The organism is Streptomyces sp. NRRL B-24085 (assembly GCF_001282115.1).
Classification (GTDB): Bacteria; Actinomycetota; Actinomycetes; order Streptomycetales; family Streptomycetaceae; genus Streptomyces.
Genome location: NZ_LJBR01000206.1, coordinates 21,440 through 42,677, shown reverse-complemented (window position 1 = coordinate 42,677; position 21,238 = coordinate 21,440). Strand labels below are relative to the sequence as shown.

Genomic DNA, 21,238 nt, shown 5'->3' with positions numbered 1-21,238 from the left:
ACGGCCTGGGCCTGTGGGTGGGCAGCGCAAGGGTCGGACTGGAGGAGGGCGAGGCACTCGGGGAGGGCGTCGGGTCGGCGGAGACCCGGGGCGCCCGCGTGGGCGTCGGGTCGGCGCGGTCGGCCTTCTCACCGCCCGAGGAGCACGCGGCCGTCAGTAAGAGCGCCAGGCCGAGGAGGAGTCGGCGGAGCGTGGTCATACGGTCTCCGGGGTCCGGGAGCCGAGCAGGAAACGGCGGCCGGGCAGCACGCACACCACGTAGCAGGCGAGGGCGGCCGCGCCGGTCACGAACAGGGCCGGGGTGCCCTCGCCCAGCAGCCGCTTGGTGCCGAGCAGCACCAGGGTCATCGCCACGCCGCCGAGGAAGGGCCAGGCGCAGGCCCGGGCCATGGGGGCGAGGCCGATCCCGGCGCGGGTGAGGGCGTGGAGGAAGACGGGGACGACGAGCCCTGCGCCCACCAGGACATGGCCCTGGGCGACACCGACGATGCCGCCGAGCCGGGCGCCGACGATCAGGACCGGGACGAGGGCGGCCACCCACAGGCCCTGCACGAGGATGAGCGAACGGCGCCGGCCGACCGCCACCAGACAGTCGTAGGCGAGTTCGCAGACGATGCGGATCAGGCCCAGGGCCATCAGCCACGGCAGCGCCTCGGCGGCGGGCAGCCACTTGCCGCCGTAGACGAGGTGGATGACCGGGGCCGCGAGCCCGCCCAGCAGGACGCACAGCGGCACCGTGCCGGTGACCAGGACGCCCAGGGCCCGGCTGAAGCCCTGGGCCAGCGCCTTCGGCGAGTCGGCCAGCCGGGAGAAACCGGCGAAGGAGACCCGCCGGGCCGCCTCGGAGATGACGCGGACCGGCCAGCCGGACATGTTGAACGCCAGGACGTAGAAGCCGAGCGAGATCTGGCCGAGGGAGGAGCCCACGACCATGCTGTCCACGTTGACCACGGCCAGGGCGAGGAGGCTCGCGCCGGCCAGCGGCAGCCCGAACTTCAGCAGGGCGCGGGCCTGTTGGCGGTCCCAGCCGAACCGCAGGGTCCCGGGGACGGCGATCGCACAGCCGACGAGTGCGGCGACGTTGCCCGCGACCGCGCCGCAGGCGAAGCTCATCGCGCCCCAGCCGGCGAAGGCCAGCACCAGGGTCACGGCCGTGCTGAGGACGAAGTTGAGCGCGTCGATGACCATCCGCCTGCCCTGCGCGAACTCCCGGGTCAGGATGCCGGCGGGCACGTGCGCCACCGCGTCGATCACCAGGCACAGGCACATCACCCGGAGCACGTCCGAGGCGCCGGGCGAGCCGAGCAGCCGGGCCACCGTGGGCGCCGAGGCGAACAGCGCCACGTACAGCAGGCCGCTGGACAGCACACTCAGGGTGAGCACGGTCGGTGCGAAGCGGCGCGGGTCGCCCTCCCAGCGGATGATGGCGAGGCCCACCCCCAGTTCGTTCGCGGACAGCAGGACCAGGAGCACGGTCTGGGCGATGCCGTAGACGCCCCACTCCGCCGGGCCCAGGGCGAACCGCGCCAGCAGGATGCCGGTGGCGAAGTTGCCGAGGCGCATCACCAGGGTGTTGATCAGGCTCCAGCGGGCCGCGGAACGGACCTTCGTGCCGAGGGAGGCAGGGGCGGGAGGCGACGGGCTGTCGCCCGGCTCAGCTCTCTCGCTGTCCGGTGTGCGAACGCTGTCCATGTGTCGACTCCTCGTCGAGCGCGTCGGCGGCGGGCGCCACGGTCATGACGGACCGCCGGTCCCGCGGCCCTTCGGCGTGCCGCCGCTCGGCCGACCGCGACCAACTGGGCGGTGTCCGCAGGGCCATCGTCTGCTCGGCGACCGACTCGGCCGCCTCACCGGCCGGCCGCACGGGCTCCTCCTCGCGCACGGCCGGACGCGGCCGCCGGCGCGCCTCCGCGTAGAAGGTGGCGACGAGGCTGAGGACCAGGCCGAGACCCCCGGCCATCACCATGTACTCGATGCGGGTCTTGGTCTGCGCGATCGGGTTCTGCGGGGCCACGATGGTCGACATGCGGATCATGGCGTCCGTCGTGACCGACTGCTGTTTCTGGAACTGCACCAGCCGCTCGCCCGCGTACGCGGTCAGGATGCGGTCCGACTTCAGGACGGCCTTCTTGTCGGTGCCGGTCACCGTGAGCCACATGAGCGGCCCCTGCGCGTTGTCGGCGAGCTTGGCCTCGAACGTGCCGGTGGCGCCACGGGACTTGAGCTCCCGCAGCGAGGCGTCGGAGTTGAGGTTGCGGGCCAGGCTGTCGGCCATGCCGGTCAGCGAGGTCTGGGTGCTGAGGAAGGGATTGCCGTCGTAGGCCTTGGTGGCCTTCTCGGAGTTCAGCAGGACCACCGTGCTCTGCGACTGGTAGGTGACCGGGACCGTCACCGCCACGGCCACGGTCAGGCCGACGGTCAGCAGCAGTCCCGGCAGCAGGACGTACCAGCGCCTGCGCATCACCCGGAAGATCTCAGCGAGATCCATGGTGGTCCCCCCTCGCGCCCAAACGTTCGACGAGCATATGTTGCAAGCGGATCATATGGGGAACGTTCGATCGGTGGGCCTCGGTCGGGTGTTCGCCGTGCCTCCCTCCAGCAGGACCTCTGCGATCCGGTCACTGGCGTGTCCGTCCCACAGTTCCGGCCGGCGCGGTGCGGGAGGCGCGTCGAGCACCCGGTGCACGACGGACACGATCCGGGACGGGTCCCGGCCGGCCAGCACGTTGGTGCCCTCCTCGACGGTGATGGGGCGCTCGGTGTTGTCCCGCAGGGTCACGCAGGGCACGCCGAGTGCGGTGGTCTCCTCCTGGATGCCGCCCGAGTCGGTCAGCACGACCCGCGCGGCGTCCTGGAGGGCGATGAAGTCCAGGTACCCGGCGGGCGGCACCAGCCGGATGCCGCCGGGCACGCCGATCTCGGCCAGCCGGCCGGCCGCGCGCGGATGCACGGGCAGCAGCAACGGCAGCCGGCCGGCGATCTCGCCGAGCGCCTTCAGCAGGCCGGCGAGAGTCTCGGGATCGTCCACGTTGGCCGGGCGGTGCAGGGTGACCAGGCCGAACTCGCCCTTGGCCAGGCCGAGTCGACCGAGGACGTCGGAGGCCCTGGCCCGCTCCAGGTTGGCGAGCAGCGTGTCGATCATGACGTTGCCGACCAGGTGGATCTGGTCCTCCCGGTAGCCCTCGGCACGCAGGTTGTCGGCGGCGTCGGGGGAGGGGGCCAGCAGATAGTCGCTGACCCGGTCGGTGGCGACCCGGTTGACCTCCTCCGGCATGCCCCAGTCCCGGCTGCGCAGCCCGGACTCGACGTGGGCGAGCAGCGGTCCGGCCTTGGCGGTGACCAGGGCGCAGGCCAGGGTGGAGTTGATGTCGCCGACCACGACGACGATGTCCGGGGCGAGTTCGGCGAGCAGGGGCTCGAACGCGGTCATCACGCGTCCGGTCTGCTCGGCGTGGCTGCCGGAACCGACCCCGAGGAAGCGGTCGGGCGGGCGGATGCCGAGATCGGCGAAGAACACGTCGTTCATGGCCGGGTCGTAGTGCTGGCCGGTGTGCACGAGGATCACCTCGGCGCCCCGGCTCTCCAGGGCGTCCATCACCGGTTTGATCTTCATGTAGTTGGGGCGAGCCCCGGCGACGCAGACGATGCGCGGCATGGTTCAGAGCACCTCGATCGTGGGTCCGGACGGCAGCCGGCGCCGGCAGTCGAGGACGAAGGGGGCGTGTTCGGCGACGAGTTCGTAGTCGAAGCTGTCGTGGTCGGTGAGCAGGACGACCACGTCGGAGGCCGCGAGCTCCTCCGGGGTGACGTCGACCCTCACCAGCCGGGTGTCCACCGGCAAGCTCTCCACGACGTGCGGGTCCGCCGCCCGGACCTGGGCGCCCATGTCGAGCAGCAGTTGGGAGATGCGCAGGGCGGGCGACTCACGGGCGTCGCCGGTGTTCTTCTTGTAGGCCAGGCCGAGCAGCAGGACGCGCGAACCGTTGACGGAGCGGCGCCGCTCGTTGAACAGGTCGCTGACGCGGCGGGTCACGTACTCGGGCATGTGGTTGTTGATGTCGTTGGCCAGCTCCACGAACCGGAAGCTCTGGCCGAGTTCGCGCTGCACCCGCCAGGACAGGTACGACGGGTCGATCGGCAGGCAGTGGCCGCCGACGCCGGGTCCCGGTGTGAACCGCATGAAGCCGAACGGCTTGGTGGAGGCCGCGTCGATGGCCTGCCAGACGTCGATGTCCAGGTGGTGGGCGAACATCGCGATCTCGTTGACCAGTGCGATGTTCACGTGCCGGAAGGTGTTCTCCAGGAGCTTGGCGAGCTCGGCCTCCTTCGGCGAGCCCACCGGCACGGTGGTGTCGACGAGTTCGGCGTAGAAGTCCTGAACGGCCTTCAGCGAGGCCTCGTTGACGCCCGAGACGACCTTCGGGGTCTCCTTGAAGCCCCACACGGTGTTCCCGGGGTCGATCCGCTCCGGGCTGTAGCCGAGGTGGAAGTCGGTGCCCGCGGTCAGGCCCGAGCCGTCCTCCAGGATCGGCGCGAACATCTCCTGGGTGGTGCCGGGATAGGTCGTCGACTCCAGGACGACGGTCGCCCCGGGTCTCAGGTACCGGGCGAGGGTGACCGCCGACTCGCGGATGTACCGCAGGTCGGGGGTGCCCTCGTGCAGCGGGGTGGGCACGGTGACCACGGCGACGTCGAAGCCGCCGCAGTCCCGGGCCGCCTCGCTCGGCCGGTAGGCACCGCTGTCCAGGGCCGCGCGGATCCGCTCGGAGGTGACGTCCTCGACGAAGGACTCACCGGCGGCGAGGCTCTTGACCCGCCGGGAGTCGACGTCGTACCCGATCACCTCGTGGCCGACCTCGGCGGCCCGGATGGCCAGCGGCAGACCGACGTATCCCTGTCCAACCACGACGACACGCATCAGTGACTCCTGTTCGCGGGAGCGGCCTGCGGGGTGATCCGGATGAACTCCCGTGCCGTCATGAGAAGGAAGGCGGTGTTGGTGGTGAGGTAGCGCTTGCCCAACCGGCGCGGCTCCTGGAGCGCGCGGTAGAGCCACTCGACGCCGAGCCGCTGCCAGGACGCGGGGGCCCGCCTGGTGACCCCGGCGAGGATGTCGAAGGAGCCGCCGACGCCGTGGACCACGCGGGCGCCGGTCCGTGCGCCGTGGGCGGCGGTGAAGATCTCCTTCTTCGGCGAGGTCATGCCAAGGAAGAGCATCTGGGCGCCGGAGCGCGCGATGCCGTCCGCGATCTCCTCCTGCTGGGAGTCGTCGAAGTAGCCGTTGCGGCTGCCGGCGACCTTGAGGCCGGGGAAGCGGTCGGCCACCCGGCGCAGCATCTCCTCCAGCACCTCCTCCTTGGCGCCCAGGAAGTACACCGGGATGCCCGCCGACTCCGCCTCGGCCAGCAGCCGCAGGAACAGGTCGATACCGGCCACCCGTTCGGGCAGCGGGGCGCGCAGGACCTTGCCGGCCCAGACCACGGCCTGGCCGTCGGCGAGGACCAGGTCACAGCCGGAGACGGCCTCGGCGAGCCGGGCGTCGCGCCGCATGTTCACCAGCTTCGCGGCGTTGACCACGCCGATCTCCAGCTGTCTGCCGTCCCGGACCGCGGCCAGGCAGCGCTCGACGGTCTCGTCCATCGTCAGCGGGTCCACTTCGATCCCGAACAGGGACTGGCGGTCGTTCATATCAGGCCCCCCTGCCAGGCGTAGAGCATCCAGCCGAACTCGTACGGCCGGCATTCGCGGTCCACGGAGAGCGGGCGGTAGACCCGGTCCAGGGTCTTCAGGCGCAGCCCCGGGGCAACCCGGGTGGAGAGCCCGCGGGCGGCGCGTACGGCCTTCTTCGGGTCGCCCCGGTAGACCTTGCGCCAGGTCACGCCGAGCTCGTCGAGAATCAACGGCTCCGGGTGCGCGGCCAGTTCGGGCGCGTCCGTCATCCAGCGCAGGCCCTTGCGAATCGCCGGGCCGAAGTCGCCGCCGCCGGCGTCGGTGAGGTCGAACAGGGCGGTCGGCGCCATCGCGTGCTGGTGGACGCTGTAGACCGGGTAGCCCTCGACGACCTGGCCGGTGCGCGCGTCGTAGTGCCACCACCACTGCCCGCCGTCGCCCTGGAGTTCGCAGATGCGGGCGGCACAGGCCTCGGAGGCGGCCAGTGCCTCCGGGTCGCCGTCGCCGCTCGCGTGCGCGCGGGCGAGGGCCTGGAGCGGGTACGTCTGGTCGGCGAAGCAGGCCACGTGCGCCCGGTACCAGGGCACCAGGCCGGGGCCGGTGGCGTGCGGGAAGAGCGGGCTGTCGCCGACCCGGGCCCGCAGCAGGCGGTCACGCACCGCGGAGAAACGTCTCTCCACGTCGACCGTGCTGCGCGCCGCCGCCATGGCGGACAGCACCCAGGCCGCCTCGACGGTGTACTGCGGCCGCCCGTCCTCGTCGAGGGCGTCGACGCGGGCCAGGGCGTCGGACAGCTTGGGATGTCCGGTCTCGGCGGCGGCCCAGGCGATCAGCGCCGCGTCACCGAGGTTGGTGACGCCGGGCAGCGACTCGATCAGCAGACCCGTGAACTCCTCGGCGGTGCGCCCGCCGAGGACCGCGCGCTGCCGGTCCTCCGGAAGGAACCGGACACCGAGCGCGGTGATGGCCGCGTAGCGGGTGCTGGTCCCGCGCCGCTCCAGGGTCCAGGAACCGGCGGCAGTCCGCCGTCCGGCCATGGTGAAGGCGAAGGCCTCGCCGCCGGGCAGCAGCATCGACGGCAGCCCCGACTCGGCGACCGTGAGGAGTCGTCGGGCGAGTGGGAGCAGCGTCGGTTCCTCATGGCCGAGCGCGGCCAGACGTGTGATGCTCATCGGTTGGACACACCAACCCCCCTGTTTTTGCGCAGACTTGTGAGCGCCACGGCACGGACGGCCGGGCGGCGGAAGGCAGGCGGACGTCAGGCGTCGGAGCTGGTGCCGATCCTGTTTTCAGACATAGGTGTTTCCACCCGGTAACCCCCCCTGGGCACTACTGGTTCGTGTGCTCATTGTGCTTGGTCTGCACAGTTCGCACACATGTTATGCCGGTGAATGTTCGAAGATTTGCGATTTGGCGGAAACAGGAGTCATGCGCGCTCGACGAGTCCGCCGTCCTTCTCGTCGTACAGCGCACCCGTCTCAGGACACTCCCAGGCCCCCGGCTCGCCCTCCCGCTCCACCAGTCGTACGCCGGCCCGCCCCACCCAGCCGATGCGGCGCGCCGGAACACCGGCGACGAGCGCGTGGTCGGGCACGTCACGGGTCACCACCGCGCCGGCCGCGACCAGGGACCAGCGGCCGATGCGCACCGGAGCCACGCACACCGAACGGGCCCCGAGGGAGGCCCCTTCGGCCACCTCCACCGCCACGGCCTCCCAGTCGCCGCCGCGCTTGAGCCTGCCCTCCGGGTCCACCGACCGGGGGAAGTAGTCGTTGGTGAGGACCGCGGCCGGGCCGACGAACACCCCGTCGCCGAGCACCGCCGGCTCGTAGACCAGCGCGTAGTTCTGGAGCTTCACGTTGTCGCCGATCCGCACCCCCGGGCCGACGTAGGCGCCCCGGCCGACGATGCACCCGCTGCCCAGCCGGGCGTCCTCGCGGATCTGGGCCAGGTCCCAGACCGTCGTCCCCTCGCCGATCGTCGCCGTCTCGTCGACCTGGGCGGTCGGCTGCACCTTGAAGTCCACCGGGCTGAACCCTTCGTCTCGTCGGACATGTCCGGTCGTCGAACATGCCGACGGTGTCCATAGGGGATCGAGTCTGATCACCCCGGCGACGGAATACCAGCCTCCGTTCGTGAGTCCTGTCCGGTCGGCGCGGACTCACGCCAGACGGGGATCGACGTGGATCTTCGGTCCCGGGCCGGCGCCGGGCGGCCGTTCGCCGGCGAGCACGGGACCGATCGCGTCCAGCGCCACGGTCGCGGCCACCAGCGGCCGCGGGTCGACGACCTTCTCGGCGTAGGCCCTGATGGCCGCGTCGAGCCCGGGGGAGCCCGACAGGACACCGACCGCCGTCACGTCCTTGAGGACGAGCGCCCGGGTGTCGATCCTGCTCGGCTCGGCGGCCAGCCCGATGTACACGAGCCGGCCGCCCGGTTCGACCAACTCCTGCGCCCGGGCGGGCAGACGGGCCGCGTTGGTGGCGTCCACGACCGCGTCGAACGGCAGGTCGGGCAGCGTGTCCTCGCGCCAGGCGTGCGGCAGGCCCAGTGCGCGCGCGAAGGCGAGGGAGTCCTCCGTGGCGCCCATCAGGTGCACCTCCGCCCCGGCTGCCCGGACGAACAGCGCGACCAGCAGACCGATGGTGCCGGGCCCCAGCACCAGGACCCGGTCGCCGGGCCCCGCAGCGGTGGCCCTCGCGGCCCGCAGGGCGTTGCCGCCGGGCTCGACGAGCGCGCCGAGCACCGGGTCCACGGAGTCGGGCAGGGCGTGCAACGACGCCGCGGGAACGGCGAGTTGCTCGGCGAGGGCACCCGCGCGGCCGCCCCGGATGCCCACCTCCTCGCGCTTCTCGCACACGTGCTGCACCCCCCGCCGACAGCGGCGGCAGGACCCGCAGCCGAGCATCGTGTCGCCCATGACCCGGCGCCCGACCCAGCCGGGATCGACCCCCGGCCCCACCGCACGCACCCGGCCCGCCCACTCGTGGCCCAGCCGCATCGGATAACCGGCGTGTCCCTGGTGGAGATAGGCCATGTGCCCCGTGAAGAACTCCAGGTCGGTGCCGCACACGCCGACCCGCTCGACGTCGACCACGACCTCACCGGGTACGGCCACGGGCGTGGGCACCTCGCGGACCGCGAACTCGCCGGGGGCCGTGAGGACGAAGGCACGCATGTGCCGGTCAGCGGCCGAGGGGGCGTTCACCGCAGGGGCTCCTTCAGCGGGCCGAGGGCGTCGCGGATCTCCCCGACGGCGTCGACCAGCGTCCGCAGCGGGGTCCGGTACGCCAGCGCGCTCACGCTCACCGCCCCCGAAGGAACCGTCGGCGAGGTGGCGTACACGGGCAGGGCGAGGCAGGTGACGCCGGTCTCGTTCTCCTGGTCGTCCAGGGCGTAGCCCCGCTCGCGCGTCCGCCGCAGCTCGCGGTGCAACTCCTCGGCCGTGCACAGGGTCCGGGGCGTCCGGCGCTGCGGGGGCACCGGGCCGATCCACCGCCGTACGGCGTCGAGGGTGCCCAACTCATGGGCGAGCAGCGCCTTTCCGACCCCGGTCGCGTGGGCGGGGTTGCGGCCGCCGACCGTGGAGGTCAGCCGGACGGCACCGGTGGGCGGGTCGACCTTGGCGCGGTACACGACGTCGCGGCCGTCGAGGACGGCGTAGTGCGCGGTCTCCCCGAAGCGGGCGGCCAGTGACTCCAGCAGCGGCCGCACCCGCACGTGTTCGGGGCGGGCCTCGTGATGGGCGAAGGCCATCCGCAGGAACTCGTCACCGAGCAGATAGCGGCCGCCGGGCTCCTGACCGGCGAGCCCGGCCCGGCGCAGCGCGGCCAGAGCCCGGTGCACGGTCGGCTTGGGACTGCCGATCGCCCGGGTGAGCTCGTCCAGCGCCACCCCGTCCGGGTGCCGGGCCAGCTCCTTGAGCACGGCGAGCACCCGGTCCGAGCCCACCAGCCGGTCCCCCTCGGCACCGGCCGTGACGGGGGCTGTCGAAGCGGGGGAGCGCTGCGTATGCTGCATGGCGTTCCGGATAGTAGACCGCTGTACCGATTACCGGAAAGAGCACCGGCGATGAACCTTCGCAGCGCGCAGTGGTACGGGGGACAGGACCGCAACGCCTACATCCACCGGGCCTGGATGCGCCGGGGCGTCCCGGCCGACGCCTTCACCGGCCGGCCCCAGATCGCCATCGCCAACACCGCCTCCGACCTCACCCCCTGCAACGCCCATCTGGACGAAGTGGCCAGGTCCGTCCGCGACGGCGTGTACGAGGCGGGCGGCATCCCGCTCGACCTGCCCGTGGTGTCGCTGGGCGAGACCAACGTGCGGCCCACGGCCATGCTCTGGCGCAACATGGCCGCGATGGCCACGGAGGAGATGCTGCGGGCCAACCCCCTCGACGGGGTGGTGCTGTTGGGCGGCTGCGACAAGACGATCCCCTCCCTGCTCATGGCCGCCGCCTCGGTGGACCTGCCCGCCGTGGTGGTGCCCGGCGGGCCCATGCTGACCGGCACCTTCCGCGGCACCCCGCTCGGCTGCGGCACCGACGTGTGGCGGCTGTCGGAGGAGGTCCGGGCCGGGACCCTGTCCCAGGAGCAGTTCACCCGCTCCGAGTCGTCGATGATCCGCAGCCGCGGGCACTGCAACACCATGGGAACCGCCTCCACCATGGCACTGGTCGCCGAGGCGCTGGGCACGGTCGTCCCCGGGGTGGCCGGCACCCCGGCTCCGGACAGCCGGCTGCTGGAGGCGGCGCACGGCACCGGACGGCTGGCGGTGGAACTGGTGTCCAGCGACCGCCGCCCCAGCACCTTCCTGACCAAGGGGTCCTTCCACAACGCGATCGTGGCGCTCGCCGCGATCGGCGGCTCCACCAACGCCGTCGTCCACCTCCTCGCGATCGCGGGCCGGCTGGGCGTCGAGCTGACCCTGGACGACTTCGACCGCATCGGCTCCCGGGTGCCGGTCCTGGTGGACCTCCAGCCCGCCGGACGCTTCCTCATGGAGGACTTCCACCGAGCCGGCGGACTGCTCGCCGTGCTGCGCGAGGTCGCCGACCTCCTGGACCCGGACGCGCTGACCGTGACCGGGAAGCCGCTGGTGCACCACCTCACCGACGCCCCGATCTGGGACGCCGAGGTGATCAGGACCCGGGCCCGCCCCCTGGTCGAGGAGGGCGGGATCGCCGTACTGCGCGGCAGCCTCGCCCCCGACGGGGCGCTGATCAAGCCCGCGGCGGCCTCACCGCACCTGCTGCGCCACCGGGGCCGGGCGGTCGTCTTCGACAGCATCGAGGACTTCCACGCCCGCGTCGACGACCCGGACCTGGACGTCGACGCCGACTCCGTCCTGGTGCTGCGCGGCTGCGGCCCCAAGGGCTACCCCGGCATGCCCGAGGTGGCCAACATGCCGCTGCCCACCAAGCTCCTCGAGCAGGGGGTGCGGGACATGGTCCGCGTCTGCGACGGCCGTATGAGCGGCACCGCGTACGGCACCGTCGTCCTGCACGTGGCCCCGGAGGCGGCGGCGGGCGGTCCGCTCGCCCTCGTGCGGACCGGCGACGTCATCAGCCTCGACGTCGAGGCCCGCCGCATCGACCTGGAGGTGCCCGCCGGCGAACTGGCCGCGCGCACCCCGAACGCGGCCACCGTCGAGGGGTTCGCGAATCCGCGGCGCGGCTGGGAGCGGCTGTACGTCGACCACGTCCAACAGGCGGACCAGGGCGCGGACCTGGACTTCCTCGTCGGCTCCAGCGGCTCGGAGGTCAGCCGCGAGTCCCACTGATCCGGAAAGGGGCGGGGCGGGGTTCCCGCTCCGCCCCTGCCCACCTCGTGGACGCCCCCTTGACGTGCGCCCCGGCCCGATCGACACTCCAGACGGGAATCCTAGTGAACAGGTAGGGAAACATGAGGCGCCTTGAACCGGCCGTCGGCCGAGTGAGCCGTACCTCCCGGCCCTCGCCTCTCCTCACCTCCCGCCGTCACATCGATCTGCTGCGGGTCAGCAGCGCGATCAGGCCCCTGGGCTGAGCCCGGCCGCCGCCCACCTCCCTGTCCCGGCCCGCACCTTCGGCCCGACGACGCTTCCGCCGCGCGTACGTCTGCGCACCGACACCCCGGGGAGACCCATGTCCGTCACACCGCTCGCCCACGTCCCCGCTGTCCGATCCGGCCCCCGCCTTCCGGGGCCGGATCGGACAGGACGCGCGCAGTGGGCACTACGCCGTGCCGCGCCGCTACCGGCTCCACCTGGCCGCCGCCTGCGCGGACGGTCTGCGCATCGCCGTCGTGCACAGCCTGCTCGGCCTCGACGACGTCTGTCCCGTGACCTTCCTGGACCCGGTCCCCGACTGTCCCGACGGAGGCCACTCCGCGCTGCGCCCGCTGTACGAGGCCAGTGCCCACCGGTACCCCGGCGCGGCCGTCGCGCCGGTGCTCAGCGACGACTGGTCCGGACGGATCGTCAGCACCCACGCCGCCGACATCACCCGCGACCTCGCCCGGCACTTCGGCGGCGGCCGCCCGGCGCTGTACCCGTGCGGAGCGGAGTCGGAGACCGAGGCCGTCGAGCGGATGTGCGACGGTATCGGGCAGGCAGCGCAGCACGCCGGTTCGGCGGGCGGCGGGGTGCCCGAACGGGCCGCCGCGCTGGAGCGGTTGCTGGACTCCCTCGGCTCGCTGGAGCGCTGGCTGGTCGGACGCGACCACCTGATCCGGGATCACATCACGGCCGCCGACGTCGAGTTGTGGGTGACGCTGGTCCAACTCGACACCGTGCACCGCCACCACCTGGACGCCGACGCCGTGCGGCGCGTCGCCGACCACCCCACCCTGTGGGCCTACGCCCGCCGGCTGACCGCCCGTCCGGCCTTCGGCGCCCACCTCGACCTCGACGGCATCGCCCGCCGCCACCATGCCCGCTGTCGGGGCCTGGAGGCCGCCGGGGCCGCCGTACAGATCCTGGACTGGGCCGCGCACGCGGCTCGCAGCGCCTGACCGTTTCACCTGATGGACCGGCATTGACAGCGGTTCGGACGACTGCCTTAACCTACGGGTCCGACAAGGGCCTGTTTCAGCCACAGGCTCCACGGGTCCCGCGAGACCCCCGAGAACAGCGACGGTGACCGACATGTACGCAGCTCCCAGGACGGCCGCACGCCGTTCTCCGGGCTGCGTACGGCCGTACGGCGACCCGCTGGTCGCCAACCGGGCCGTCGACCTGCTCCGCGTGAGCAGCGCACTGTGTACCGCACCGGGCCGTGCCCGCTGTCGGGGCTGACCTTCCGCCTCCGCAGCCCCCGCGTTCCTGACGCACACCGCGCTCGCGGTGTGCCGTCGTCCGCCCCGCCCCCGGTTCCCGTGCGTCGCGTCCTGCGCCTGTAGTACGCCCCGTTCGCCGTGTCCCGGGGGAATCTCCCGACTCCGCCGGAGCCCCCTCATGAGTGAACCCCCAGGCGCCGCCGTGTCCGTCACCGAGGCACCGCCGCTGCCCGACGTACCGTCAAAACACCTCACAGCGCAGCGGGTTGTGCCACTGCGACGGCCCGGACGCTGGATCGCCACCGCCGTCGTCCTGGTCCTGGCGGCCCAGTTCGTCCACGGCCTGGCGACCAACCCGTTCTACCAGTGGGACCGCTTCGGCTACTGGTTCCTGCGGCCGACCGTCCTCGACGGGCTCCTGATCACTCTCGAAGTCACCGCCTACAGCGCGGTTCTGGGGCTGCTCGGCGGCATCCTGCTCGCCCTGGCCCGGCTTTCGAAGAGCCCGGTGCTGCGGGCGGTGAGCTGGACCTACGTCTGGGCGCTGCGCTCGATCCCGCTGATCGTCGTCCTGCTCTTCCTCTACAACTTCTCGGCTCTGTACAGGACGTTGAGCGTCGGCGTCCCTTTCGGGCCGGCCTTCTTCTCCTTCGACGAGTCCCGGCTCGCCACCGACATGGTCATCGCCGTGATCGGGCTCAGCCTCAACGAGGCCGCCTACGCGGCCGAGGTCGTCCGCGGCGGCATCCTCTCCGTCGACCAGGGCCAGCACGAGGCGGCCTCCGCCCTCGGCCTGCCCAAGAGCTACCAGTTCCGCCGGATCGTCTTCCCGCAGGCGCTGCGCTCCATCACCCCGAACTACGTCAACCAGCTCATCGGCCTGGTCAAGAGCACCTCGCTGGTCTTCTACGTCTCGCTGCTGGACCTGTTCGGCACCGTGCAGTCCATGGGCGCCACGTACCCCGGCGACATCGTGCCGCTGCTGCTGGTCGCCACCGTCTGGTACCTGATCCTGACCAGCGCCGTCTCGGTCGTCCAGTTCTACGTCGAGCGGCACTACGCCCGGGGCGCCACCCGCTCCCTGCCGCCGACCCCGCTCCAGAAGCTGCGGGCCGGCCTCACCGACCTGCGCGCCCGCATCCGCAGGGAGGCCGCCGTATGACCGCCGCAGCTCTCGAAGTGCACGGTGTGCACAAGTGGTACGGCGCCCACCGCGTCCTGGACGGAGTCGACCTGACCGTGCGCCCCGGCGAGGTCACCGTCATCCTCGGCCCGTCCGGCTCCGGGAAGTCCACCCTGCTGCGGGTCATCAACCACCTGGAGAAGCCGGAGATCGGCTACGTCAGCGTCAACGACGAGCTCATCGGCGTCCGACGCCAGGGGGAGCGGCTCAAGGAGCTGAGCGAACGAGCCATCCTGACCCAGCGCAGCCGCATCGGATTCGTCTTCCAGAACTTCAACCTCTTCCCGCACCTGACCGTCCTCGACAACGTGGCCGCCGCCCCGGTGGCGACCGGCAGGCTCGGCAGGACGGAGGCGCAGGAGCTGGCCCGGGCACTTCTCGGCCGGGTGGGCCTGGCCGACAGGACCGGCGCCTATCCGCGCCAGTTGTCAGGCGGCCAGCAGCAGCGGGTGGCCATCGCCCGCGCCCTCGCCCTGCGGCCGGGCGTCATCCTCTTCGACGAGCCGACCTCCGCCCTCGACCCGGAGCTCGTCGGCGAGGTCCTGGCCGTCATCAAGGACCTGGCGACCAGCGGCACCACCCTCGTCATCGTCACCCACGAGATCGGCTTCGCCCGCGAGATCGCCGACCGGGTCGTCTTCATCGACGGCGGTCGGATCGTCGAGCAGGGGCCGCCCTCCGAGGTCCTGGACCGGCCACGGCACGAACGGACCCGGGACTTCCTGAGCAAGGTCCTCTGAACCTCTTTCCTCCCTCTCTCCAACTCCTAAGGACAGCCATGCCTCTTCACCCCTCCCGGCGCAGCCTCGTGCGCGGCATCACCGCGGCCACCGCCGTCACCGCCCTCGCCGGCGGGCTCGCCGCCTGCGGCGGTGACAGCGACGCCGCCACCAGGACGACCGACAGCGCCGGCACGGTCACCGTGGGCCGGCTCTCCAACGGCGCCGCCAAGGAGACCACGCTCAAGGTCGCCGAGGTGAAGTCCATCAGCGCCGAACTGCCCGACGCCGTCAGAAAGAGCGGCAAGCTGGTCATCGGGTCCGGCACCCTCCCCTCCGGTTCGCCGCCGCTGGGCTTCGTGGGCAGCGACCAGAAGACCCTCACCGGCTCCGAGACCGACCTGGCCCGCCTGGTCGCCGCCGTCCTCGGACTGAAGCCCGAGGTCAAGCGGTTCACCTGGGAGAACCTCTTCGTCGGCATCGACAGCGGCAAGGTGAACGTCGGCTTCTCCAACATCACCGACACCGAGGAGCGCAAGCAGAAGTACGAGTTCGCCTCCTACCGCAAGGACGACCTCGCCTTCGAGACGCTCAAGACGTCGAAGTGGACCTTCGACGGTGACTACGAGGCCCTCGCCGGCCAGACCGTCTCGGTCGGCGCCGGCACCAACCAGGAGCGGATCCTGCTGGAGTGGCAGAACAAGCTGGAGAAGGAGGGCAAGAAGCTCACGATCAAGTACTTCCAGGACAGCCCCAGCATCTACCTGGCCCTGGGCAGCGGCAAGATCGACTCCTACCTCGGCCCCAGCCCCAACCTCTCGTACCACGTCACCCAGACCGCAGGCACGCCCAACGCGACGAAGATCGCGGGCCAGTACTCCGGCGCCGGTGACTCCCTCCAGGGCCTGATCGCCGCGACCGCCAAGAAGGACAGCGGTCTCGCGAAGCCCCTCGCCGACGCGATCAACCACCTGATCGACAACGGCCAGTACGCCAAGTGGCTCGCCGCGTGGAACCTCTCCAACGACGCCGTGACCAAGTCGGAGATCAACCCGCCCGGGCTGCCGCTGGACAACTCCTGATGGCCCATCAGTACGTCTGACACGCACATCCGTTGACCTGGAAGGGACTCCGCCTCCGTGGCCCAGCAGACCCGACTCCGCGGAGGCGGAGCCCCCCTGAGACCCCCCGCACACCCCGTCTCCGTCCTCGACAACGCCGTATGGGCAGCGCTCACCGGCCCGCACGCCCACCTCGCCGAACGCGTCGGCCTGGCCGCCCGCTACCCGGACGACGTCTACGCCTTCGCCGCCCTCGCCGATCCCGGTGACCCGGCAGCCTGGGCCGACCTGCACACCCTCGTCGGCCCCGGAACCACCGTACGGATCAAGCCCGTCGAGCAGGTCCCCGACGGGTGGGAGATCGTCGGCGGGGGAGTGGGCGTCCAGCTCGTCGACACCGCGCTGCGGGCCGAACGCGCACCCGAGGCGGTACGGCTCGGCCCCGACGACGTGCCCGAGATCCTGGACCTGGTCGCCCGCACCAGACCCGGCCCCTTCCGCAAGCGGACCGTCGCACTCGGCACCTACCTCGGCATCCGCGACCGGGGACGCCTGATCGCCCTCGCCGGCGAGCGGCTGCGCCCGCCCGGCTGGACCGAGATCAGCGCGGTCTGCACCGACCCCGCACACCGCGGCAGGGGACTGGCCACCCGCCTGGTCCGCGCGGTCGCCGCCGGGATCCGGGAGCGCGGCGACACCCCGTTCCTGCACGCGGCCGCGGACAACGCGAACGCCATCCGGCTCTACGAGTCGATCGGCTTCACCCTGCGCCGCCGCTCACCCGTCCTTCTTGTCCGCAGCCCGGGAACATCGCGGGAAAGCCGGGTGTTGTGACTCACGACGAGATCTGCCGGGCGCCGTCGCGCGCCCAGAAGGAGGAGGTGACGGGCGTGATCCGCGCACTCCGCTCCGCCCACCTCCACTCCCGGCCCCACATCGATCTCCAGCGCGTGTCCACCGCGCTCTGTTGTTCCTGACCCGTCAGCTGCTCCAGCCGCCGTGCCCCGCCTCCGCGAGGGCCGGCCCTCTCGTACGGATCTCCAGGAAGGCACTTGCTCGTGTCCCCTTCTTCCCTGCTGCATCTCGCCGTCGCCGTGGACGGCACCGGCTGGCACCCCGCCTCCTGGCGTGAGCCGGTGGCCCGGCCCCGTGAACTGTTCACCGCCGGATACTGGGCCGACCTGGTCACCGAGGCCGAGCGCGGCCTGCTGGACTTCGTCACCATCGAGGACGGCCTGGGCCCGCAGTCCTCCCGGTTCCTCGACCCGGACGAGCGCACCGACCAGGTCCGCGGTCGTCTCGACGCAGTGCTGATCGCCTCCCGCGTCGCCCCGCTCACCCGGCACATCGGCCTGGTCCCGACGGCGGTGGTCACCCACACCGAGCCGTTCCACCTCTCCAAGGCGATCGCCACCCTGGACTACGTCAGCACAGGGCGCGCGGGTCTGCGCGTGCAGATCACCGCGCGCCCCGACGAGGCAGCGCACTTCGGCCGCCGCACCGTCCCGCGCATCGAGGCCTACGACAGCCCCGAGTCCCAGGGCCTGGTCAACGACCTCTTCGACGAGGCCGCGGACTACGTGGAGGTCGTGCGCCGCCTCTGGGACAGCTGGGAGGACGACGCCGAGATCCGCGACGTCGCCACCGGCCGCTTCATCGACCGCGACAAGCTGCACTACATCGACTTCGAGGGCAGGCACTTCAGCGTCAAGGGCCCCTCCATCACGCCCCGTCCGCCGCAGGGCCAGCCCCTGGTCACCGCCCTCGGTCACCAGACCGTCCCGTACCGGCTCATCGCCCGCCAGACCGATGTCGGTTACACCACCCCGCACGACACCGGCCAGGCCCGCGCCATCGTGGCCGAGATCCGCGCGGAGCAGGAGGCGGCCGGCCGCGCCGACGAACTCCTGCACGTCTTCGGCGACCTGTTGGTCTTCCTCGACGACGACCCCGCCGAGGCCGCCGCCCGCAGGGACCGTCTCGACTCGCTCGCGGGAGAGCCGTACCGGAGCGACGCCCGCGTCTTCACCGGAACCCCGGCCCAACTGGCGGATCTGCTCGGCGAGTTCCAGGAGGCGGGTCTCACCGGCTTCCGCCTCAGGCCCGCCGTCCTGGGCCACGACCTCCCGGCGATCACCCGCGGCCTGGTCCCCGAACTCCAACGCCGGGGCGCCTTCCGCACCGCGTACGAGTCCGACACCCTGCGCGGCCTCCTGGGCTTTCAGCGCCCCGCCAACCGCTACGCCGCCGCGTCCGCCTGAGCCGGAAGGACCCCCGCACCCATGTCCAAGCCCCTGAAGCAGATCCACCTCGCCGCCCACTTCCCGGGCGTCAACAACACCACCGTGTGGAGCGACCCCGAGGCCGGCAGCCACATCGAGTTCAGCTCCTTCGCGCACTTCGCGAGGACCGCCGAACGCGCCAAGTTCGACTTCCTGTTCCTCGCCGAGGGCCTGCGCCTGCGCGAACAGGGCGGGAAGATATACGACTTGGACGTGGTCGGCCGCCCCGACACCTTCACGGTCCTCGCCGCGCTCGCCGCCGTCACCGAACACCTCGGCCTGACCGGCACCATCAACTCCACCTTCAACGAGCCCTACGAGGTGGCCCGCCAGTTCGCCAGCCTCGACCACCTCTCCGGCGGCCGCTCCGCCTGGAACGTCGTCACCTCCTGGGACGCCTTCACCGGCGAGAACTTCCGCCGCGGCGGCTTCCTCCCGCAGGAGGAGCGCTACTCCCGCGCCAAGGAGTTCCTCGCCACCACCCAGGAGCTCTTCGACTCCTGGCAGGGTGACGAGATCCTCGCCGACCAGGCCTCCGGCGCGTTCTTGCGGGACGCCAAGGCCGGCTCCTTCGTCCACACCGGACAGCACTTCGACATCCACGGCCGGTTCAACGTCCCGCGCTCCCCGCAGGGCCGTCCGGTGATCTTCCAGGCGGGGGACTCGGACGAGGGCCGCGAGTTCGCCGCCTCCTCCGCCGACGCCATCTTCAGCCGGTACGCCACCCTCGACGAGGGCCGGGCCTTCTACACCGACGTCAAGAACCGGCTCGCCAAGTACGGCCGCCGCCACGACCAGTTGCTGATCCTGCCCGCCGCCTCCTTCGCCCTCGCCGACACCGACGCCGAGGCCGAGGAACTGGCCCGGACCGTCCGACGCCAACAGGTCAGCGGCGCCACCGCGCTCAAGCACCTGGAGTTCGTCTGGAACCGGGACCTGTCGTCGTACGACCCCGACGGGCCGCTGCCCGACATCGACCCCTTGGTGAGCGAGGAGCACATCTCCCGGGGCCGTGCCCAGGTCCGCATGTACCGGGACCCGCTGGCCACCGCCCGCGAGTGGCGCGAGCTGGCCGAGGCCAACAAGTGGTCCATCCGCGACCTGGTCATCCACACCGGCAACCGGCAGAACTTCGTCGGCTCACCGGAGACGATCGCCCGCACCATCAACGACTACGTGCAGGCCGACGCCAGCGACGGCTTCATCCTGGTCCCGCACATCACCCCGACCGGCCTCGACGCCTTCGCCGACAAGGTCGTCCCGCTCCTCCAGGAACAGGGCGTCTTCCGCACCGAGTACGAGGGCCCGACCCTGCGCCACCAGCTCGGCCTCGCACACCCCGACGACGTCAAGGGCGAGCAGCGGGTGGCCTAGCCCTGTTCGGGCCGGGTCACCGCGCCCGGTCGAGCCGGTGCCCGGGAGTGCCCACCGACCGTCCGTACGCGACCGCTTCGGCGCGGCCCGCCCCGCCGCCGCGCCGAAGCGGGAGACCTCGCCCGCGAAGACGGCCACGCCGACGTGAACGACCTCCACCAGGTCCTGGAGGACCACTCCCGCTACTGGGGCGAACGTGACCTGGGCGCTCTCCATCTCACGGCGCTGGTGCGGCAGTTCGGCTCGACCTGCCTGGTCGCCCGCGCCGAGAACGGCATCCGCGGCTACCTGATCGGCTTCGTCGCCCCCGACCGCACCGGATACGTCCACCTGATCGCCGTCCGCGACGACGCGTGGTGGAGGACTACGACGGCCCCGGCCGCCCCGAGTCGTCTTCACCCGCGACCTGCGGTGAGCGGGCGGTTCAGCCGCCGAACGCCGACGCATGCCTCGCACCGGTCCTCCATGTGAGAGGCCTCTTGGACGCCGCGTGGCCGGAAGTACGTATCCCTCCCCCGAAGGCTACGTACTTCCGGCCATTCCCCCGGCGCCGGACAGTGGTCCAGCCTCGTCCGTGCGGCCCGACTGCGCTGTCACCAGCACATGACCGCGGTTTCCCCCGAACCCCACGCGGAGTACAGGCGCACACGGACGAAGTAGCGGCGGCCCTTGACGAGACGGGCCCTGAGCGTGGCGTTGTGCGGAGTTCCTCCGTCGTCCCGGCCGGCGAGGTAGCGGGCTTCTCCGTCCCGTTCCTCGAAGACCACGACGACGGTGTCGCCGTCGCCGAAGGTGCCCACGGTGTACTCGCGGGTCTCCGGCGGTTCCACGGTGAAGTCGGCCTGCCCGCCCGGGCCGAGCCCGAGCGGCGCGGACCGGAAGGGCACCAGCGCCGGCGGCCGACCCGGTGCGGTCGGCGGGTACCAGCGCAGGACGTACTCCTTGTCGGCGGCCGACAGCGTGCCGGGCGGATTGAGGCCCGCACGGTACTGCTCGGGCTCCAGGATCAGCCCCGCCTCGAAGGGATACTCCATGATCGACTGCGGGTCCCAGACGGAGCCGTTGACCTCGTCCGGGTCGAGCTTGCGCAGGATGTTGAAGAACGTCCGGTCCCGGCTCCAGAAGTTCGGCGGGCCCGCCAGATCGGCGTAGACGGCCTCGTCGTCCCAGTGGATCCCGGCGAACGGACTCTGGTGCTCGTGCAGCATGCCGAGCGCGTGCCCGATCTCGTGCAGGGCCGTCCCGCGCTCCCCCGGCGCGGTCAGGTCCCACCCGAAGTTCATGGTGCGGTCGTGCAGACCGACCAGGAGCGCGTCCTTGCCCACGGTCGACCAGGAGCCGTCGCCGATCTGGAACCCGATGCGCAGCTCGGCCTCCGAACGATCGCCGACCTCGGCGAACCTCACCCCGATCCCGAGGTCCTGCCACTCCTTGAAGCACTCGCGCACCACGTCCTGCTGCTCCTTGGCGCCACCCCACGACACCCGGCGGGACTGCCCGGTCCCCGGAACAGGAATGACCGACCCGTCGGTGTCGCCGTCGAAGAAGCAGTAGTGCAGGACCGTGCCGTCGACCCACATCCGGCTGCCGCCGATGAGCGCACTCAGCCGCTCGGCGGCCAGCCCCGGTGCGAACACCGGAGCCGACTGCTGCGCGAGGGAGCAGTAGCGTGCGGTCATGGCGTTCAGCG

Annotated in this window: 19 protein-coding genes and 3 pseudogenes; 11 read left to right on the top strand and 11 right to left on the bottom strand. The window is 71.8% G+C overall.

What is annotated here, in order from left to right:
* The 10 genes and pseudogenes from AOJ26_RS44510 to AOJ26_RS22365 all read right to left on the bottom strand — a co-directional run.
* Nucleotides 1-199 (bottom strand): annotated as a pseudogene (locus AOJ26_RS44510) (hypothetical protein); the annotation flags it as partial.
* The gene (locus AOJ26_RS22405; RefSeq protein ID WP_053850122.1) at nucleotides 196-1,692 is read right to left on the bottom strand and encodes an oligosaccharide flippase family protein; all 1,497 of its coding nucleotides are present in this window, start codon (nucleotides 1,690-1,692) and stop codon (nucleotides 196-198) included. The gene AOJ26_RS22405 and the pseudogene AOJ26_RS44510, both read right to left, overlap by 4 nt.
* Complete coding sequence (locus tag AOJ26_RS22400) at nucleotides 1,655-2,488, bottom strand: Wzz/FepE/Etk N-terminal domain-containing protein (RefSeq protein WP_053850121.1); 834 nt, start codon at nucleotides 2,486-2,488, stop codon at nucleotides 1,655-1,657. Before AOJ26_RS22400 ends, AOJ26_RS22405 begins: the two co-directional genes overlap by 38 nt.
* A 51-nt stretch (nucleotides 2,489-2,539) precedes the next feature.
* Nucleotides 2,540-3,655, bottom strand: a complete 1,116-nt coding sequence (gene wecB / locus AOJ26_RS22395) for a non-hydrolyzing UDP-N-acetylglucosamine 2-epimerase (RefSeq protein WP_053850120.1) — start codon at nucleotides 3,653-3,655, stop codon at nucleotides 2,540-2,542.
* Nucleotides 3,656-3,658: 3 nt separating this feature from the next.
* Nucleotides 3,659-4,918, bottom strand: a complete 1,260-nt coding sequence (locus tag AOJ26_RS22390) for a nucleotide sugar dehydrogenase (protein WP_053850119.1) — start codon at nucleotides 4,916-4,918, stop codon at nucleotides 3,659-3,661.
* Entirely contained in the window at nucleotides 4,918-5,688 is a 771-nt protein-coding gene (locus AOJ26_RS22385; protein WP_053850118.1) for a WecB/TagA/CpsF family glycosyltransferase, read from the bottom strand. Before AOJ26_RS22385 ends, AOJ26_RS22390 begins: the two co-directional genes overlap by 1 nt.
* On the bottom strand, nucleotides 5,685-6,842 hold the full coding sequence (locus AOJ26_RS22380; RefSeq protein ID WP_053850117.1) for a hypothetical protein: 1,158 nt from the start codon (nucleotides 6,840-6,842) through the stop codon (nucleotides 5,685-5,687). The genes AOJ26_RS22385 and AOJ26_RS22380 overlap by 4 nt, the downstream gene beginning before the upstream one ends.
* 254 nt (nucleotides 6,843-7,096) lie before the next feature.
* The gene (locus AOJ26_RS22375; RefSeq protein ID WP_053850116.1) at nucleotides 7,097-7,696 is read right to left on the bottom strand and encodes an acyltransferase; all 600 of its coding nucleotides are present in this window, start codon (nucleotides 7,694-7,696) and stop codon (nucleotides 7,097-7,099) included.
* A 135-nt stretch (nucleotides 7,697-7,831) separates the two neighbouring features.
* Entirely contained in the window at nucleotides 7,832-8,848 is a 1,017-nt protein-coding gene (locus tag AOJ26_RS22370) for a zinc-dependent alcohol dehydrogenase (protein ID WP_053850124.1), read from the bottom strand.
* Nucleotides 8,849-8,874: 26 nt separating this feature from the next.
* Complete coding sequence (locus tag AOJ26_RS22365) at nucleotides 8,875-9,690, bottom strand: IclR family transcriptional regulator (RefSeq protein ID WP_053850115.1); 816 nt, start codon at nucleotides 9,688-9,690, stop codon at nucleotides 8,875-8,877.
* Between the two features lie 51 nt (nucleotides 9,691-9,741).
* Here AOJ26_RS22365 and AOJ26_RS22360 point away from each other — a divergent pair, with 51 nt between their 5' ends.
* The 11 genes and pseudogenes from AOJ26_RS22360 to AOJ26_RS22320 all read left to right on the top strand — a co-directional run.
* The gene (locus tag AOJ26_RS22360; RefSeq protein WP_053850114.1) at nucleotides 9,742-11,454 is read left to right on the top strand and encodes an IlvD/Edd family dehydratase; all 1,713 of its coding nucleotides are present in this window, start codon (nucleotides 9,742-9,744) and stop codon (nucleotides 11,452-11,454) included.
* A 122-nt stretch (nucleotides 11,455-11,576) separates the two neighbouring features.
* Nucleotides 11,577-11,699: a putative leader peptide gene (locus AOJ26_RS45100; RefSeq protein ID WP_324613995.1), complete on the top strand. Its 123-nt coding sequence runs from the start codon at nucleotides 11,577-11,579 to the stop codon at nucleotides 11,697-11,699.
* Nucleotides 11,700-11,797: 98 nt separating this feature from the next.
* Nucleotides 11,798-12,665: pseudogene (locus AOJ26_RS22355) on the top strand (glutathione S-transferase C-terminal domain-containing protein).
* A 442-nt stretch (nucleotides 12,666-13,107) separates the two neighbouring features.
* Complete coding sequence (locus AOJ26_RS22350; RefSeq protein WP_053850113.1) at nucleotides 13,108-14,091, top strand: amino acid ABC transporter permease; 984 nt, start codon at nucleotides 13,108-13,110, stop codon at nucleotides 14,089-14,091.
* A complete protein-coding gene (locus tag AOJ26_RS22345; protein WP_053850112.1) occupies nucleotides 14,088-14,852 on the top strand; it encodes an amino acid ABC transporter ATP-binding protein in 765 nt (254 codons plus the stop codon). Before AOJ26_RS22350 ends, AOJ26_RS22345 begins: the two co-directional genes overlap by 4 nt.
* 38 nt (nucleotides 14,853-14,890) lie before the next feature.
* Nucleotides 14,891-15,913: a transporter substrate-binding domain-containing protein gene (locus AOJ26_RS22340; RefSeq protein ID WP_053850111.1), complete on the top strand. Its 1,023-nt coding sequence runs from the start codon at nucleotides 14,891-14,893 to the stop codon at nucleotides 15,911-15,913.
* 57 nt (nucleotides 15,914-15,970) lie between these two features.
* The gene (locus tag AOJ26_RS22335) at nucleotides 15,971-16,726 is read left to right on the top strand and encodes a GNAT family N-acetyltransferase (RefSeq protein WP_053850110.1); all 756 of its coding nucleotides are present in this window, start codon (nucleotides 15,971-15,973) and stop codon (nucleotides 16,724-16,726) included.
* Entirely contained in the window at nucleotides 16,723-16,869 is a 147-nt protein-coding gene (locus AOJ26_RS45095; protein ID WP_280848001.1) for a putative leader peptide, read from the top strand. Before AOJ26_RS22335 ends, AOJ26_RS45095 begins: the two co-directional genes overlap by 4 nt.
* An 81-nt stretch (nucleotides 16,870-16,950) precedes the next feature.
* Complete coding sequence (locus AOJ26_RS22330) at nucleotides 16,951-18,153, top strand: LLM class flavin-dependent oxidoreductase (RefSeq protein ID WP_053850123.1); 1,203 nt, start codon at nucleotides 16,951-16,953, stop codon at nucleotides 18,151-18,153.
* 21 nt (nucleotides 18,154-18,174) lie between these two features.
* Entirely contained in the window at nucleotides 18,175-19,548 is a 1,374-nt protein-coding gene (locus AOJ26_RS22325; protein WP_053850109.1) for an NtaA/DmoA family FMN-dependent monooxygenase, read from the top strand.
* Between the two features lie 144 nt (nucleotides 19,549-19,692).
* Nucleotides 19,693-19,899, top strand: a pseudogene (locus AOJ26_RS22320) (GNAT family N-acetyltransferase); the annotation flags it as partial.
* A gap of 242 nt (nucleotides 19,900-20,141) precedes the next feature.
* On the opposite strand, the gene AOJ26_RS22315 reads toward AOJ26_RS22320, so the two are convergent.
* Nucleotides 20,142-21,227 carry a M12 family metallopeptidase gene (locus AOJ26_RS22315; RefSeq protein ID WP_053850108.1) on the bottom strand — a complete coding sequence of 362 codons (1,086 nt, stop codon included), beginning with the start codon at nucleotides 21,225-21,227 and terminating at the stop codon, nucleotides 20,142-20,144.
* Between the last annotated feature and the right edge of the window lie 11 nt (nucleotides 21,228-21,238).

Coding starts and splice junctions, on each gene's coding strand:
- AOJ26_RS22405 (WP_053850122.1), bottom strand. CDS start 1,692: ATGGACAGCGTTCGCACACCGGACAGCGAGAGAGCTGAGCCGGGCGAC.
- AOJ26_RS22400 (WP_053850121.1), bottom strand. CDS start 2,488: ATGGATCTCGCTGAGATCTTCCGGGTGATGCGCAGGCGCTGGTACGTC.
- wecB (WP_053850120.1), bottom strand. CDS start 3,655: ATGCCGCGCATCGTCTGCGTCGCCGGGGCTCGCCCCAACTACATGAAG.
- AOJ26_RS22390 (WP_053850119.1), bottom strand. CDS start 4,918: ATGCGTGTCGTCGTGGTTGGACAGGGATACGTCGGTCTGCCGCTGGCC.
- AOJ26_RS22385 (WP_053850118.1), bottom strand. CDS start 5,688: ATGAACGACCGCCAGTCCCTGTTCGGGATCGAAGTGGACCCGCTGACG.
- AOJ26_RS22380 (WP_053850117.1), bottom strand. CDS start 6,842: ATGAGCATCACACGTCTGGCCGCGCTCGGCCATGAGGAACCGACGCTG.
- AOJ26_RS22370 (WP_053850124.1), bottom strand. CDS start 8,848: ATGCGTGCCTTCGTCCTCACGGCCCCCGGCGAGTTCGCGGTCCGCGAG.
- AOJ26_RS22365 (WP_053850115.1), bottom strand. CDS start 9,690: ATGCAGCATACGCAGCGCTCCCCCGCTTCGACAGCCCCCGTCACGGCC.
- AOJ26_RS22360 (WP_053850114.1), top strand. CDS start 9,742: ATGAACCTTCGCAGCGCGCAGTGGTACGGGGGACAGGACCGCAACGCC.
- AOJ26_RS45100 (WP_324613995.1), top strand. CDS start 11,577: ATGAGGCGCCTTGAACCGGCCGTCGGCCGAGTGAGCCGTACCTCCCGG.
- AOJ26_RS22350 (WP_053850113.1), top strand. CDS start 13,108: ATGAGTGAACCCCCAGGCGCCGCCGTGTCCGTCACCGAGGCACCGCCG.
- AOJ26_RS22345 (WP_053850112.1), top strand. CDS start 14,088: ATGACCGCCGCAGCTCTCGAAGTGCACGGTGTGCACAAGTGGTACGGC.
- AOJ26_RS22340 (WP_053850111.1), top strand. CDS start 14,891: ATGCCTCTTCACCCCTCCCGGCGCAGCCTCGTGCGCGGCATCACCGCG.
- AOJ26_RS22325 (WP_053850109.1), top strand. CDS start 18,175: ATGTCCAAGCCCCTGAAGCAGATCCACCTCGCCGCCCACTTCCCGGGC.
- AOJ26_RS22315 (WP_053850108.1), bottom strand. CDS start 21,227: ATGACCGCACGCTACTGCTCCCTCGCGCAGCAGTCGGCTCCGGTGTTC.